This is a genomic window from Variovorax sp. NFACC27, assembly GCF_048301545.1.
GTDB lineage: Bacteria > Pseudomonadota > Gammaproteobacteria > Burkholderiales > Burkholderiaceae_C > Variovorax > Variovorax gossypii.
Genome location: NZ_CP157613.1, coordinates 504,727 through 518,979, shown reverse-complemented (window position 1 = coordinate 518,979; position 14,253 = coordinate 504,727). Strand labels below are relative to the sequence as shown.

Below are 14,253 nucleotides of genomic sequence, written 5' to 3'. Positions count from 1 at the left end.
AACGAACGAAAGATCGACCGGAGACCAATTCATGCAGTACAGCCACGAACACCTCGAGATCCAGAAGACCCTGCGCCGCTTCATCGACGACGAGATCAACCCGCATGTGGACGAATGGGAGGCGGCCGAGATCTTCCCGGCGCACGAGGTCTTCAAGAAGCTCGGCAACCTCGGCATGCTCGGCCTGAACAAGCCCGAGGCATTCGGCGGCGCGGGCCTGGACTATTCGTACGCGATGGCCATGGCCGAGGCGCTGGGCCATATCTCGTGCGGCGGCGTGCCGATGGCCATCGGCGTGCAGACTGACATGTGCACGCCCGCGCTCGCGCGCTTCGGCAGCGACGAGCTGCGCCGCGAGTTCCTCGCGCCCGCCATCGCCGGCGACATGGTCGGCTGCATCGGCGTGAGCGAGCCCGGCGCGGGCAGCGACGTGGCAGGCCTGAAGAGCCACGCACGCAAGGACGGCGGCGACTACCTCATCAGCGGCCAGAAGATGTGGATCACCAACAGCCTGCAGGCCGACTGGATGTGCATGCTGGTCAACACCAGCGACGGCCCCGTGCACCGCAACAAGTCGCTCGTCATGGTGCCGATGAACCTGCCGGGCATCGAGAAGGCGAAGAAGATCCGCAAGATCGGCATGGATTCGAGCGACACCGGGCTCATCTACTTCGACAACGTGCGCGTGCCGCAGCGCTACCGCATCGGCGAGGAAGGCCAGGGCTTCGTCTACCAGATGCAGCAGTTCCAGGAAGAGCGGCTGTGGGCCGCGGCGAGTTCGCTGGAGTCGATGGAAGACTGCATCGCGCAGACCATCGAGTGGGCGCAGCAGCGTCAGATGTTCGGCGCCACGCTGGCCGACCAGCAGTGGGTGCAGTTCAAGCTGGCCGAACTCAAGACCGAGGTTGAAGCGCTGCGCGCGCTCACCTATCGCGCCTGCGACCTGCACGTGAAGGGCGAGGACGTGCTCGAACTCGCGTCGATGGCCAAGCTCAAGACCGGCCGGCTCACGCGGCAGGTGGCCGACACCTGCCTGCAGTTCTGGGGCGGCATGGGCTTCACGCTGGAGAACCGCGTGTCGCGGCTGTACCGCGACGGCCGGCTGGGCTCCATCGGCGGCGGCGCCGACGAGGTGATGCTCGGCATCCTCGCGAAGACCATGGGCATCGCCAAGCGGCCGCCGCGCGGCTGAGCACAACATGGACGCCGAACTGCAAGCCGACCGCGCTGCGCTCGCCGACACGGTGCGGCGCTTCGCCGAAAGCGAGATCGCGCCGCACGTGCAGGCGTGGGACGACGCGGGCGAGTTTCCGCGCGCACTCTATGCGCGAGCCGCCGAACTCGGGCTGCTGGGCCTGGGCTATCCGGAAGAACTCGGCGGCACGCCCGCCTCGTACTCGCTCAAGCTGCCCGCGTGGATCGCGCTCGCGCGCCATGGCAAGAGCGGCGGCGTGCTCGCGAGCCTGTTCTCGCACAACATCGGCCTTCCGCCGGTGGTGCTGCATGCCGGCGACGCGGTGCGCCGCGAGGTCGTGCCGCCGGTGCTGCGCGGCGAGAAGATCGCGGCGCTGGCCATCACCGAACCCGGCGGCGGCTCCGACGTGGCGGCCCTTCGCACGACGGCGCGGCTCGAAGGCGACCACTATGTCGTCAACGGCGAGAAGACCTTCATCACCTCCGGCATGCGCGCCGACTGGATCACGGTGGCCGTGCGCACCGGCGAGGGGCGCGGCGCCGGCGGCATCTCGATGCTGCTGGTGCCGGGCGACGCGCCGGGCCTCACGCGCACGCGCCTCTCGAAGATGGGCTGGCTGTGCTCCGACACCGCCACGCTGCACTTCGACAACGTGCGCGTGCCCGCGCGCTACCTGCTCGGGAACGAAGGCGAAGGCTTCCGCATGATCATGGGCAACTTCAACGGCGAGCGCATCGGCCTCGCCGCGGGCGCCCTGGGCTTCTCGCAGGCCTGCTTCGACGAAGCCCTGGCCTGGGCGCGCGAGCGCAAGACTTTCGGCGCCGCGCTCGTCGAGCACCAGGCGGTGCGCCACAAGCTGGTCGACATGCAGACGCGCATCGCTTCCACCGAGGCGTGGATCGAGGCGGTGTCGGCCGAGGGCGACGCGCTCGAGGCGGCCGGGCGCCACAACGCGCCCGAATGGGTCGCGCAGATCTGCATGCTGAAGAACCACGCCACGCAGACCATGCAGTTCTGCGCCGACCAGGCGGTGCAGATCCTCGGCGGCATGGGCTTCATGCGCGGCACGGTGAGCGAACGCGTCTACCGCGAGGTCAAGGTGATGATGATCGGCGGCGGGGCCGAGGAGATCATGAAGGAGCTGGCGGCCCGGCAGATGGGCTGGTAGGCGCCGCGCGGAACGCCGCCGCGCGCCCGGTGTCCAACCATCCAGCGCTTTCGCTGGGTCGCAGGAGACCGTCATGCTCTCTCTCACCTCAGTCACCGGCGCCGTCATCGTGGTCCTGCTGGCGGTGCTGCTCTTTTCCGCGATCTGGATCTTCCGGGAGTACGAACGCGGTGTCGTCTTCACCCTCGGCCGCTTCTCGAGGGTCTCGGGGCCCGGCCTGGTGCTCGTGATTCCGGCCATCCAGCAGGTGGTGCGCGTGGATCTGCGCACCGTGGTGCTCGAAGTACCCACCCAGGACGTGATCTCGCGCGACAACGTGTCGGTGAAGGTCAGCGCGGTCGTCTACTTCCGCATCATCGATGCCGAGAAGGCCATCATCCAGGTCAAGGACTTCTTCAACGCCACCAGCCAGCTGGCGCAGACCACCCTGCGCTCGGTGCTCGGCAAGCACCAGCTCGACGACATGCTGGCGGAGCGCGAGCAACTGAACCTCGACGTGCGCGAGTCGCTGGACGTGCAGACGGCCTCGTGGGGCATCAAGGTGTCGAACGTGGAGATCAAGCAGATCGACCTCACCGAATCGATGGTGCGCGCCATCGCGCGGCAGGCCGAGGCGGAACGCGAACGGCGCGCCAAGGTGATCCACGCCGAGGGCGAGCTGCAGGCGTCCGAGAAGCTCGCGCAGGCCGCGCGCGTGCTGGCGCAGGAGCCGCAGGCGATCCAGCTGCGCTACCTGGAAACGCTCACCGTCATCGGCGCCGACAAGAACACCACCATCGTGTTCCCGCTGCCGGTGGACCTGCTGGCGAGATTCCTGGCCAAGCCCGCCTGACGACGCGAAAGCGGAAAACTGTTCTTCACCGGCGCCGGGCGCGGCGTCTGGTGTTTCGTGCGCGGCGTGCCTACGATCGACCGCACGACTTTCGCTCCTTCATTTCCAGACAAGCCTGATCCATGTTCAAGCACATCGTGATGTGGAACCTGCGCGCCGATTCGCCGGCGCAGAAACAGCAGGCCACGCAGCTGCTCAAGCACAAGTTCGAATCGCTGCGCGGCCAGATCCCGGGCCTGCTGCACATGGAAGTGGGCATCGACTCGAGCCGCGTGGACTACGCCTGCGACGTGGTGCTCTACAGCGAGTTCGACAGCCAGGCCTCGCTGGACGGCTATGCCACGCATCCGGCGCACCTGCGCGTGCGGGAGGAGCTGGGCAATCTGAGGATCGCGCGGCATCAGGTGGATTACGCGGCCGACTGAACCAGGGCCGGTCAGTCGTCAGTCGTTCTTCTCCTGAGCCTCGCTCCGGTCGGCTGCCTTCGCAGCCGCCGCCCGCAGCTTGTCCTTCTTGCTCGGCCGCTTGCCCTTGATGCCCCCCGTGCCCGACGCGTCGACCAGCGGCGGCGCCACCTCCACCGGCTCGAAGCCCTCGACTCGCTCGCGCGGCAGCTTCAGGCCGTGGCGTTTCTCGATCACCCTGAAGTGGGCCTCCGTCGATGCGCTCACGAAGCTGATGGCCAGGCCACTCTCGCCGGCGCGGCCGGTGCGGCCGATGCGGTGGATGTAGTCGGCGGGCGAGCGCGGCAGGTCGTAGTTGATGACCACGGGCAGCTGGGCGATGTCGATGCCGCGCGCCGCGAGGTCGGTGGCGATCACCACGTCCCAGCGGCTCTGCTTGAACTGCGAGAGGATGTCGGTGCGCGTGCGCTGCGCGATGTCGCCGTGGAAGGGCACGGCGTAGATGCCGTTCCTGTAGAGCTTCTCGGCCACGGTCTGCGCGGCGTGCTGCGTGGCGACGAAGACCAGCACGCGGCCCCATTCGTCCTCGTGCTGCTTCAGCAGGTGGCGCAGCAGCTGGGTGCGGCGGCCGGGGTCGACCTCGATCACGCGCTGCACGATGTCGGGCGCGGTGCCGGGTTCGCCCTGCACGTCGACTACCGCCGGGTCTTGCAGCATGCCGTCGGCCAGCGCCTGGATGGCCCCTGGGAAGGTGGCCGAGAACAGCAGGTTCTGGCGCCGCTTCGGCAGCAGTTCGAGGATGCGGCCGAGTTCATCGGCGAAGCCCAGGTCGAACAGGCGGTCGGCCTCGTCGAGCACGAGCATGGCCACGCCGTCGAGCTTCAGCGCGTTGTGGTCCGCCAGGTCGAGCAGCCGTCCCGGCGTGGCGACGACGATGTCGGCGCCCCCGCGCAGGCTCATCATCTGCGGGTTGATCGACACGCCGCCGAATGCGACGACGATCTTCGGGCGTTCGGGCAGGTCCTGGGCCAGGTCGTGCATGGTCTCGCCGACCTGGGCGGCGAGTTCGCGCGTGGGAACGAGCACCAGGGCGCGCACGCGGCGCGCGCCGCGAGGCCGGTCGGCAGCAAGGCGCTGCAGCAGCGGCAGGGAGAATGCGGCGGTCTTTCCGGAACCGGTCTGCGCCGAGCCCCGCACGTCGCGACCTTGCAGAATCGCGGGAATGGCCGCGGCCTGGATGGCGGTCGGCGCGGCATAGCCGCGGCGGGCGGCGGCCTGCACGAGCGCGGGGGACAGACCCAGTGAGTCGAATGGCATGTGAGCGGACAGAAGGATCAACCCCAGGGTAGATGGATGGACAGAGAAGAGAGACGTATCGGATGTCGACGATGAAACAGCAGCAGCGCAGCAATCAGTCCGGCAGCACGCTGGTGTATTCCACCGAGGCGGGCGGCCGCATGTGCCCCGGCTGCGGGGAGCCCGTGGCCCGATGCCGCTGCAAGGAACTCGCGAGCCAGGCCCGCGCGCCGGCCACCGACGGCATTGTGCGTGTATCCCACGAGACCAAGGGCAGAAAAGGCAAGGGCGTGACGGTGGTCAAGGGCGTTGCGCTCGACGCGGCGGCGCTCCTGACGCTGGGAAAGCAGCTGAAGACGGCCTGCGGCTCGGGCGGCACGGTGAAGGACGGCACCATCGAGATCCAGGGCGACCATCGCGAGACGGTGATCGCCGCGCTCTCGAAGCTGGGCCACACGGTCAAGCGCGCGGGAGGCTGAGCAGACGATGAATCCCGAAGACCTCCAGCGGCTGGTGACGCTCGAAATGCCCTTCGGCAAGTACAAGGGCACGCTGATTGCCGATTTGCCCGGCAATTACCTGAGCTGGTTTGCACGCGAGGGTTTTCCCTCGGGAGAAATCGGCAGATTGCTCGCGTTGATGCATGAAATAGACCACAACGGGCTTTCCGGCCTGCTGAAACCGTTGCGAAACCGCCCTTCAGGCCCGGGAGTTACCCGATGAAGCACGATTTCGCCGCATTTTTTGCAAATCGGGCCGGATAATCCCTGCTACGTGTCAGTGGGCCCCCGCGGCTCCCGTGCACGTAATTCGGTGATCGGTCAGTTTCGCGCCACAGCGCAGTTCTTGTTTGTTGTGATTCTGGGACTCCATCGCTTTTTGTTTTTTTGTTGGTTTGAATCAGGAGTCCCTTGATGGGCAAGAAACTTTACGTGGGCAATCTCGCCTACTCGGTCCGTGACAACGATCTCGAGCAAGCCTTCGGCGAATTCGGCTCGATCGTCAGCGCAAAGGTCATGATGGAACGTGACACCGGCCGTTCGAAGGGCTTCGGCTTTGTCGAAATGGGCACGGATGCCGAAGCGCTCGCAGCCATCGAAGCCATGAACGGCCAGCCCCTGCAGGGCCGCGCCCTGACGGTGAACGAAGCCCGTCCGATGGAAGCCCGTCCCCCCCGCAGCGGTGGCGGCGGCTACGGCGGTGGTGGTGGCGGCGGCTACGGTGGCGGCGGCCGCAGCGGTGGTGGCGGCTACGGCGGCGACCGCAGCGGCGGCGGCGGTTACGGTGGCGGCGGTGGTGGCTACGGCGGCGGTGGCCGCGGCGGCTACTGAGCCCTCCCCCTCCTGCCTCCAGGGCCTTCGGGCCCTCGAATGAAAAAAGCTCCTTCGGGAGCTTTTTTTATTGGGGAAAACGCCCGAACCGGGAAGAACCCTTGCCCTGCGGTACGCATTTGTTCGTACCGCGCTGGTCAGCCAACGGTCAGCCCCGCGGATCGACCCTCATTCCTCCATAACAAGAGGAGCGAGACATGCGGATAAAGAGTCAGGCGGACTTCTTTTCAGGAGTCATGTTCACCACCGTGGGCGGCGCCTTCGCCATCGGCGCCACCACCTACACCATCGGCGACGGCGCCCGCATGGGGCCCGGCTACTTCCCGCTGATGCTGGGCATCCTGCTGGCGGTACTGGGCGCGATCATCATGTTCCAGGCGATGGTGGTCGAGACCAACGACGGCGACCCCATCGGCAAGTGGGCCTGGAAGCCGCTGGCCTTCGTGCTCGGCGCGAACCTGGCCTTCGGCGTGCTGCTGGGCGGACTGCCCAGCATCGGGCTGCCGGCGATGGGGATGATCATCGCGATCTACGCGCTCACGATCATCTCGAGCATGGCGGGCGAGCACTTCAAGCTGCGCGACGTGCTGATCCTCGCGACCATCCTGGCGGCCGGCAGCTACGTGGCGTTCATCTGGGCGCTGAAGCTGCAGATCCAGGTGTGGCCCACCTTCATCTCGGGCTGAGGAGCACACCGCCATGGAACTCTTCCACAACCTCGCGACCGGCTTCGGCGTCGCGTTCACCTTCACCAACCTGCTGTACTGCCTGATCGGCTGCATCCTGGGCACGCTGATCGGCGTGCTGCCGGGCATCGGCCCGGTCGCGACCATCGCGATGCTGCTGCCGGCTACCTACGCGCTGCCGCCGGTTTCGGCGCTGATCATGCTGGCGGGCATCTACTACGGCGCGCAATACGGCGGCTCCACCACGGCCATCCTGGTGAACCTGCCGGGCGAGTCGTCCTCGGTGGTCACCTGCATCGACGGCTACCAGATGGCAAGGCAGGGCCGCGCAGGCCCGGCCCTGGCCGCCGCCGGCCTGGGCTCGTTCTTCGCGGGCTGCGTGGGCACGCTGATCCTGGCCGCCTTCGCGCCTCCGCTGACCGAGCTGGCCTTCAAGTTCGGCCCCGCCGAGTATTTCTCGCTGATGGTGCTGGGCCTGATCGGCGCAGTGGTGCTGGCCTCGGGCTCGCTGCTGAAGGCGGTGGCGATGATCGTGCTGGGCCTGCTGCTGGGCATCGTGGGCACCGACGTCAATTCGGGCGTGGCTCGCTACAGCTTCGACATTCCCGAGCTCACCGACGGCATCGGCTTCGTGGTCATCGCCATGGGCGTGTTCGGCTACGGCGAGATCATCGGCAACCTCTCGCAGCCCGACGACGAGCGCGAGGTGTTCACGCACAAGGTCAAGGGCCTGTGGCCCACCAAGGACGACTTCAAGCGCATGCTGCCAGCGGTGCTGCGCGGCACCACGCTGGGCTCCGCGCTGGGCATCCTGCCCGGCGGCGGGGCGCTGCTGGCCTCGTTCGCCTCGTATGCGCTGGAAAAGAAGATCAAGATGCGCCCCGGCGAAGTGCCCTTCGGCAAGGGCAACATCCGCGGCGTGGCATCGCCCGAGTCGGCCAACAACGCCGGCGCCCAGACCTCCTTCATCCCGCTGCTGACGCTGGGCATCCCGCCCAATGCCGTGATGGCGCTGATGGTGGGCGCGATGACCATCCACAACATCCAGCCCGGCCCGCAGGTGATGACCAGCAACCCCGAGCTCTTCTGGGGCCTGATCGCCTCGATGTGGATCGGCAACGCGATGCTCATCATCCTGAACCTGCCGCTGATCGGCATGTGGATCAAGCTGCTGACGGTGCCCTACAAGTTCCTGTTCCCGGCGATCGTCCTGTTCTGCGCGATCGGCGTGTACTCGACCAACAACAACACCTTCGACGTGTGGATGGTGGCGGCCTTCGGCTTCATCGGCTACCTGTTCATCAAGCTGCGCACCGAGCCCGCGCCGCTGCTGCTGGGCTTCATCCTGGGGCCGATGATGGAAGAGAACCTGCGCCGGGCCCTGCTGCTGTCGCGCGGCGCGTGGAGCGTGTTCGTCACGCGACCGCTGTCGGCGGGGCTGCTGATCGCGGCGGTGCTGCTGCTGGGCATCGTGCTTCTCCCTGCCATCAAGGCCAAGCGCGAGGAAGCCTTCGTAGAGGACTGAGCCTCAGCGCACGAGCAGTGGCAGCAGCAACAGCTGCCACGCCAGCCCCAGCAGGGCCGAGCCCAGCACCACCGGGATCACCCCGGCCCTGAAGCGGAACAGCGCCACGGCGGCGATCAGCCCGATCGCCGCCGATGCCGCGTCGAAGCCCCCTCCGGCTCCCTTGGGCCACAGCACGTGCCAGGCGAAGAACACCGCCAGATTGACGATCACGCCCACCACCGCCGCGGTGATGGCCGTGAGCGGAGCGGTGAGCTTCAGGTTGCCGTGCGTCGATTCGATGAAGGGACCGCCCAGCAGGATGAACAGGAAGGACGGCAGGAAGGTGAAGAAGCTCACCACCGTCGCCGCCACCGCGCCCGCGACGAACAGCGAGTGGGCGCCGAACAGCGCCTGGTTCCAGCCGCCGACGAAGCCCACGAAGGACACAACCATGATGAGCGGCCCCGGCGTGGTCTCGCCCAGCGCGAGGCCGTCGATCATCTGCGTGGCGCCCAGCCAGCCGTAATGGTCGACCGCGCCCTGGAACACGTAGGGCAGCACCGCATACGCGCCGCCGAAGGTCATCAGCGCGGCCTTGGTGAAGAACCAGCCCATCTGCGTGAGCGTGCCGTGCCAGCCGTACAGCGCGACGAGCGCGCCCATGGCGCCCAGCCACAGCGCGAGGAACACGCCCAGCACGCGCCAGAAGCGGCCCCAGCCGAAGCGCGCGTGCGCGGGCGTCGGCGTGTCGTCGTCGATGAGCGCCGGGCCGATGGCCGCAGCCCCCGCCGCGCCATGCCCGCCGCCTCCGGGCGCGAAGCGCTGCGGCGCCACCCGGCTGCCGAAATAGCCAATGGCCGCCGCCGCGAGCACGATCAGCGGAAACGGCACCTGCAGCGCGAAGATCGCCACGAAGGCCGCCGCGGCGATCGCCCAGAGCCACGCGTTCTTCAGCACCCGCGAGCCGATGCGCCAGGCCGCGAACAGCACGATGGCCGTCACCGCCGGCTTCACGCCGTACAGCAGCCCGGCCACCGCCGGCACCTGCCCGTAGGCCATGTAGACCCACGACAGCGCGATCAGGATGAAGAGCGAGGGCAGCACGAACAGCACGCCCGCCGCGATGCCGCCCCAGGTGCGGTGCATGAGCCAGCCGATGTAGGTGGCGAGCTGCTGGGCCTCGGGGCCGGGCAGCAGCATGCAGTAGTTGAGGGCGTGCAGGAAGCGCTTTTCCGAGATCCAGCGCCGACGCTCCACCAGCTCCTGGTGCATCAGCGCGATCTGCCCGGCCGGCCCGCCGAAGCTGATGAAGCCCAGCTTGAGCCAGTAGCCGAAGGCCTGCCAGAAGCTGACGGGGACGGGCGGCTCGGCTGGGTCTTCGGTGGGCGGCATCGGGCAACTTTCGGGGTTCGCTATTTCAGGAATGCGTCGTAGGCGGTCTTCAGTATCAGCGCGCTCACCACCACGATGAACACCACCCGCACGAAGCCCGCGCCGTGCTTCAGCGCAACCCTCGTGCCCAGCACGCTGCCGGCCACGTTGGCCACCGCCATCACCAGCCCGTAGTGCCACCAGACGTGACCCTTGGCCGCCAGCAGGATCAGCGCGGCGGCATTGGTCAGGGTGTTGATGATCTTGGCCGAGGCCGAGGCGTTGAGGAAGTCGTAGCCCATCCAGCGCACGAAGAGGAACACCAGGAAGCTCCCCGCGCCCGGCCCGAAGAAGCCGTCGTACAGGCCGATCGACAGGCCGATGGTGCAGGCGGCCAGCGTCTCGGCCCGGCCCGAGAAGCGCGGCGCGTGCATGCGGCCCATGTCCTTGCGCGCCAGCGTGTACAGCAGCACGCCCAGCAGGATCAGCGGCAGCGCCTTGCGCAGGAAGTCGCCCGGGAACATGGTGACGCCCCAGGCGCCCAGCATCGAGCCGGCGAAACCGAGCAGCGCGGCCGGCCAGAGCGCGCCCCAACGCATCTGCACCCGCTGGCTGAACTGGGCAGCGGCGGCGGCCGTGCCCCAGATGGACGCACTCTTGTTGGTGCCCAGCAGGGTCGCGGGCGGTGCGCCCGGAAAAACGGCGAACAGCGCGGGCACCAGGATCAGCCCGCCCCCGCCCACGATCGAATCGACAAAACCCGCGAGCGCAGAGGCGCCCGTCACCACCAGCATTTCCATAGGGGCTGGATTGTCTCACCCCGGTGCTATCGAAAAAGTAGCTGAAGAAGCCTGCGCCCCGTGCCTTTCGCGCAAATAAAAAAGGCGCCGACCAGCGGCGCCTTCCAAAGTCGAACAGGCATCTCGTACGGAGCCTTTGAAGATTTTTCTTGTTGCTTGGGGGGATTGTCTCCTCGGACCCTCGGCACACGAGCAGGGCCCGTTCGCGAGTGCGCAGACTTTATGGGCACGCACCGCCTCAGTGCATTGGGAATTACCCGCTTTGCCTTACCGAAGAAGTCCGATTTGCAAACCAAAGTGTTTCTGATAGTTAACGACGTGGCACGACTTGTGCACGGGGCGCCTGAGTCCATCACTTGAAGAAGAAAAGCGACCATGGCCCTGGCACCGCAAGCCTCCATCAACGCGGCAGACACCGCATGGATGATGACCTCGACCGCGCTGGTGCTGCTGATGACGCTGCCCGGCATCGCTCTCTTCTACGCGGGCATGGTGCGCCGCAAGAACGTGCTGGCCACCATGGCGGCGGTGGTGGCGATCGCCGCGACGGTCTCGCTGACCTGGTTCGCGGTGGGCTATTCGCTGGCCTTCACCGAGGGCTGGCCCTGGCTCGGCGGCTCCGGGCGCTTCTGGTTCTCGGGCTTCGAATACCTCAAGGCGGCCGGGCAGCTGGCGGTGAGCCACGTGGCGCCCAACGTGCCCGAGACGGTCTACGCGATGTTCCAGCTGACCTTCGCGATCATCACCACGGCCCTCGTTCTCGGCGCCTTCGTCGAGCGCATGCGCTTCTCGGCGATCCTGTGGTTCGCGCTGCTGTGGAGCGTGCTGGTGTACGCGCCCATCGCCCATTGGGTGTGGGAGCCGGGCGGCTGGCTCGCGCAGATGGGCGCTCTCGACTTCGCGGGCGGCTCGGTGGTGCACGTCAACGCGGGCATCGCGGGGTTGGTGTGCGCCTACGCGCTCGGCTCGCGCAAGGGCTACGGCCGCGAGGCCTTCGAACCCTACAACCTGGCATTCACAATGACCGGCGCGGGCCTGCTGTGGGTGGGCTGGTTCGGCTTCAATGCCGGCTCGGCGGTGGCGGCCGACGGCCGCGCGGGGCTGGCGATGCTGGTCACGCACATCGCGGCCGCCGCCGGCGCCCTGAGCTGGATGCTCGGCGAATGGATCGTGCGGCGCAGCCCTTCGCTGCTGGGCCTGTGCTCGGGGCTGGTCGCGGGGCTGGTGGCCATCACGCCGGCCGCCGGCTTCGTCACGCCGCCGGCCGCGCTGGCCATCGGCACCATCGCCGGGCTGGCCTGCTACTGGGGCGCCACCGGCCTGAAGCACCTGCTGGGCGCGGACGACTCGCTCGACGTGTTCGGCGTGCACGGCATCGGCGGCATCGTGGGCGCGCTGCTGACGGGCGTGTTCGCCGACCCGCGCGTCTCGGGCGCCACCGGCGACGCGCTGACGCAGGCGATCGCGGTCGGCAGCGTGGCCATCTTCAGCGCCGCGGGAACGGCGGTGGTGCTGTTCCTGGTGCACGTCATCGTCGGATTGCGCGTCGATGCCGACAGCGAGGTGCTGGGCCTCGATCTTGCACAGCACAGGGAACATCTCGGGAGCAGTTGACCCACCGACGGAGGAACCATGCCATCCATGTCCGAAAGCGAACGCATCGCCCTCGCCGCCCGCCTTCACGTGGCGCTGCGGCGAAAGCACGGCCGCGTGACCGACACCGAATGGATGGCGACCAACGCCGAGTACGCCGCCGAGATCGTGCGCATGACCCGCGCGCACGCGGCCGACACCAAGGACGAGGAGCTCTACCTGCTCGCAACGCGGTTGGAGCAGGCGATGGAGCCGCTGGCGCGCGCCGCCCGGCTGGCGGCGCGGCAGCCCGACGGCCAGCCGCCCACGCCCCCGCCGCGCTACGTCGGCGGGCTGCGCTGAAGCGGGCCGGCTCAGCCGGCGGCGAGCGCCGCCTTGCGAATCGACTGCAGCGTGCTGGCGGGCGTGATCGCCTCCGGGTCCAGCAGGCAATGCAGGATCGCCGGCTTGCCGCTCGCCCTCGCACGGGCCAGCGCGGGGCCGAATTCCTCAGTGCTCGTCACGCGCTCGCCGTGGCCGCCGAACACCTCGGCGTAGCCCCTGAAGTCGGGGTTCTTCAGTTGCGTGGCACTGATGCGGCCCGGGTAGTGCCGTTCCTGGTGCATGCGGATCGTGCCGTACATGGCGTTGTCCAGCAGCACCACGATGATTGGCAGGCCGTACTGCACGGCGGTCGCGAACTCCTGACCGTGCATCATGAAGTCGCCGTCGCCCGCGAACACCACCACCTCGCGCTGCGGCCAGAGGCGCTTGGCACCGACGCCGGCCGGCAGGCCGTAGCCCATCGAGCCGCTGGTGGGCGCGAGCTGGCTGGCATACGAACGAAACGGCCAGAAGCGGTGCACCCAGGTGGCGAAGTTGCCCGCGCCGTTGCAGAAGATGGTGTCGGCCGGCAGCACCTCGCGCAGGTGCTTCATGACCTCGCCCATCTGCAGCGGGCCCGGAATGCGGATGGGCGACGGGTCGCTCCAGCGCAGGAAGTCTTCGCGGGCAGTCTTCGTTTCCGCCTGCCATGCAGCCACCTGCGCGGGCCGCAGCGTGGCAACGGCCTCGGCGAAAGCCTGCGGCGTGGCGTGGATGCCCAGCGCCGGGCGATACAGCCTGCCGAGCTCGCCGGCATCGGCATGCACATGCACCAGCGCCTGCTTCGGCTGCGGAATGGACAGCAGCTCGTAGCCCTGCGAAGGCACTTCCGACAGGCGCCCGCCCACCAGCAGCACCAGGTCGGCATTGCGGATGCGCTCCAGCATGCGCGGATTGGCGCCGAGCCCCAGGTCGCCCGCATAGCTCGGGTGATCGGCCGACAGCAGCATCTGCCGGCGGAACGAGCAGTACACGGGCAGCGAGAACGCCGCCGCGAAGTCCGCGAACTGCCGCGATGCCTTCTCCGACCAGCGGCTGCCACCCAGGATGACCACCGGCCGCTGCGCCTGCGACAGCCGCTGCTGCAGCTCGGCGATCTGCGCCGCGCCGGGATGGGTCTCGGTGACGGCGTAAGGCTGCGCGTCGGCCACCGTCGCGGCCTCGGTCAGCATGTCTTCCGGCAGCGCGATCACCACCGGCCCGGGGCGGCCCGAGGTCGCGACGTGAAAGGCGCGCGACACCAGCTCGGGCACGCGCGCCGGGTCGTCGATCTGCACCACCCACTTGGCCATGGTGCCGAACACCGCGCCGTAGTCCAGCTCCTGGAAGGCCTCGCGACCCAGCGCGTCGCGCGCGACCTGGCCGACGAACAGCAGCAGCGGCGTCGAGTCCTGGTGCGCGATGTGCACGCCGGCCGACGCATTGGTGGCGCCCGGCCCGCGCGTGACGAAGCACACGCCCGGCTTGCCGGTGAGCTTGCCCTGCGCCTCGGCCATCATCGTCGCGCCGCCTTCCTGGCGGCACACGGTCACTTCGATGGAGGCGTCGTGCAGCGCGTCGAGCACCGCGAGAAAGCTCTCGCCGGGCACGCAGAAGAGCTGCTCGACGCCGTGGGTGATGAGCTGGTCGACCAGGATCTGGCCGCCGGTGCGGGAGGTAGTCATGCTGTGTCCGATGGGATGAAGGTGGTGGGTATCGCTCCTTCCC

The 14,253-nt window shown here is 68.1% G+C and carries 15 protein-coding genes; 11 read left to right on the top strand and 4 right to left on the bottom strand.

The window, feature by feature from the left end; all coding sequences use genetic code 11:
• Positions 1-31 precede the first annotated feature (31 nt).
• The 4 genes from ABL840_RS02445 to ABL840_RS02430 all read left to right on the top strand — a co-directional run bounded on the left by ABL840_RS02445 (position 32) and on the right by ABL840_RS02430 (position 3,620).
• Positions 32-1,192: an acyl-CoA dehydrogenase family protein gene (locus ABL840_RS02445; protein WP_093301375.1), complete on the top strand. Its 1,161-nt coding sequence runs from the start codon at positions 32-34 to the stop codon at positions 1,190-1,192.
• Positions 1,193-1,199: 7 nt separating this feature from the next.
• Positions 1,200-2,363, top strand: a complete 1,164-nt coding sequence (locus ABL840_RS02440) for an acyl-CoA dehydrogenase family protein (RefSeq protein WP_093301373.1) — start codon at positions 1,200-1,202, stop codon at positions 2,361-2,363.
• A 73-nt stretch (positions 2,364-2,436) separates the two neighbouring features.
• Positions 2,437-3,195, top strand: coding sequence for a slipin family protein (locus ABL840_RS02435; RefSeq protein ID WP_093301371.1), 759 nt, complete (start codon positions 2,437-2,439; stop codon positions 3,193-3,195).
• Positions 3,196-3,317: 122 nt separating this feature from the next.
• Complete coding sequence (locus ABL840_RS02430; protein ID WP_093209232.1) at positions 3,318-3,620, top strand: Dabb family protein; 303 nt, start codon at positions 3,318-3,320, stop codon at positions 3,618-3,620.
• Between the two features lie 18 nt (positions 3,621-3,638).
• On the opposite strand, the gene ABL840_RS02425 is transcribed toward ABL840_RS02430, so the two are convergent.
• Positions 3,639-4,916 (bottom strand): DEAD/DEAH box helicase, encoded by a 1,278-nt coding sequence (locus ABL840_RS02425; protein ID WP_093301370.1) that lies wholly within the window; start codon positions 4,914-4,916, stop codon positions 3,639-3,641.
• A 62-nt stretch (positions 4,917-4,978) separates the two neighbouring features.
• On the opposite strand from ABL840_RS02425, the gene ABL840_RS02420 reads away from it, so the two are divergent.
• From ABL840_RS02420 to ABL840_RS02400, 5 genes are all read left to right on the top strand, one after another.
• Positions 4,979-5,374, top strand: a complete 396-nt coding sequence (locus ABL840_RS02420; RefSeq protein WP_093301368.1) for a translation initiation factor Sui1 — start codon at positions 4,979-4,981, stop codon at positions 5,372-5,374.
• A 7-nt stretch (positions 5,375-5,381) separates the two neighbouring features.
• On the top strand, positions 5,382-5,618 hold the full coding sequence (locus ABL840_RS02415; RefSeq protein WP_093209247.1) for a DUF3820 family protein: 237 nt from the start codon (positions 5,382-5,384) through the stop codon (positions 5,616-5,618).
• Between the two features lie 191 nt (positions 5,619-5,809).
• The gene (locus ABL840_RS02410) at positions 5,810-6,226 is read left to right on the top strand and encodes an RNA recognition motif domain-containing protein (RefSeq protein WP_093209250.1); all 417 of its coding nucleotides are present in this window, start codon (positions 5,810-5,812) and stop codon (positions 6,224-6,226) included.
• 197 nt (positions 6,227-6,423) lie between these two features.
• Positions 6,424-6,912 (top strand): tripartite tricarboxylate transporter TctB family protein, encoded by a 489-nt coding sequence (locus ABL840_RS02405; RefSeq protein ID WP_093209252.1) that lies wholly within the window; start codon positions 6,424-6,426, stop codon positions 6,910-6,912.
• Positions 6,913-6,925: 13 nt separating this feature from the next.
• Positions 6,926-8,437, top strand: coding sequence for a tripartite tricarboxylate transporter permease (locus ABL840_RS02400; protein WP_093301367.1), 1,512 nt, complete (start codon positions 6,926-6,928; stop codon positions 8,435-8,437).
• A 3-nt stretch (positions 8,438-8,440) separates the two neighbouring features.
• On the opposite strand, the gene chrA is transcribed toward ABL840_RS02400, so the two are convergent.
• Positions 8,441-9,811 carry a chromate efflux transporter gene (gene chrA, locus ABL840_RS02395; RefSeq protein WP_093301365.1) on the bottom strand — a complete coding sequence of 457 codons (1,371 nt, stop codon included), beginning with the start codon at positions 9,809-9,811 and terminating at the stop codon, positions 8,441-8,443.
• Positions 9,812-9,831: 20 nt separating this feature from the next.
• Positions 9,832-10,590: a sulfite exporter TauE/SafE family protein gene (locus ABL840_RS02390; RefSeq protein WP_093206951.1), complete on the bottom strand. Its 759-nt coding sequence runs from the start codon at positions 10,588-10,590 to the stop codon at positions 9,832-9,834.
• Positions 10,591-10,965: 375 nt separating this feature from the next.
• Here ABL840_RS02390 and ABL840_RS02385 point away from each other — a divergent pair, with 375 nt between their 5' ends.
• Both ABL840_RS02385 and ABL840_RS02380 read left to right on the top strand, forming a co-directional pair.
• On the top strand, positions 10,966-12,204 hold the full coding sequence (locus ABL840_RS02385) for an ammonium transporter (RefSeq protein ID WP_093301364.1): 1,239 nt from the start codon (positions 10,966-10,968) through the stop codon (positions 12,202-12,204).
• A gap of 18 nt (positions 12,205-12,222) precedes the next feature.
• Entirely contained in the window at positions 12,223-12,525 is a 303-nt protein-coding gene (locus ABL840_RS02380) for a hypothetical protein (protein WP_093206947.1), read from the top strand.
• A gap of 11 nt (positions 12,526-12,536) precedes the next feature.
• Here ABL840_RS02380 and ABL840_RS02375 read toward each other — a convergent pair whose 3' ends face one another.
• The gene (locus ABL840_RS02375) at positions 12,537-14,210 is read right to left on the bottom strand and encodes a thiamine pyrophosphate-binding protein (RefSeq protein ID WP_093301362.1); all 1,674 of its coding nucleotides are present in this window, start codon (positions 14,208-14,210) and stop codon (positions 12,537-12,539) included.
• Positions 14,211-14,253 lie beyond the last annotated feature (43 nt).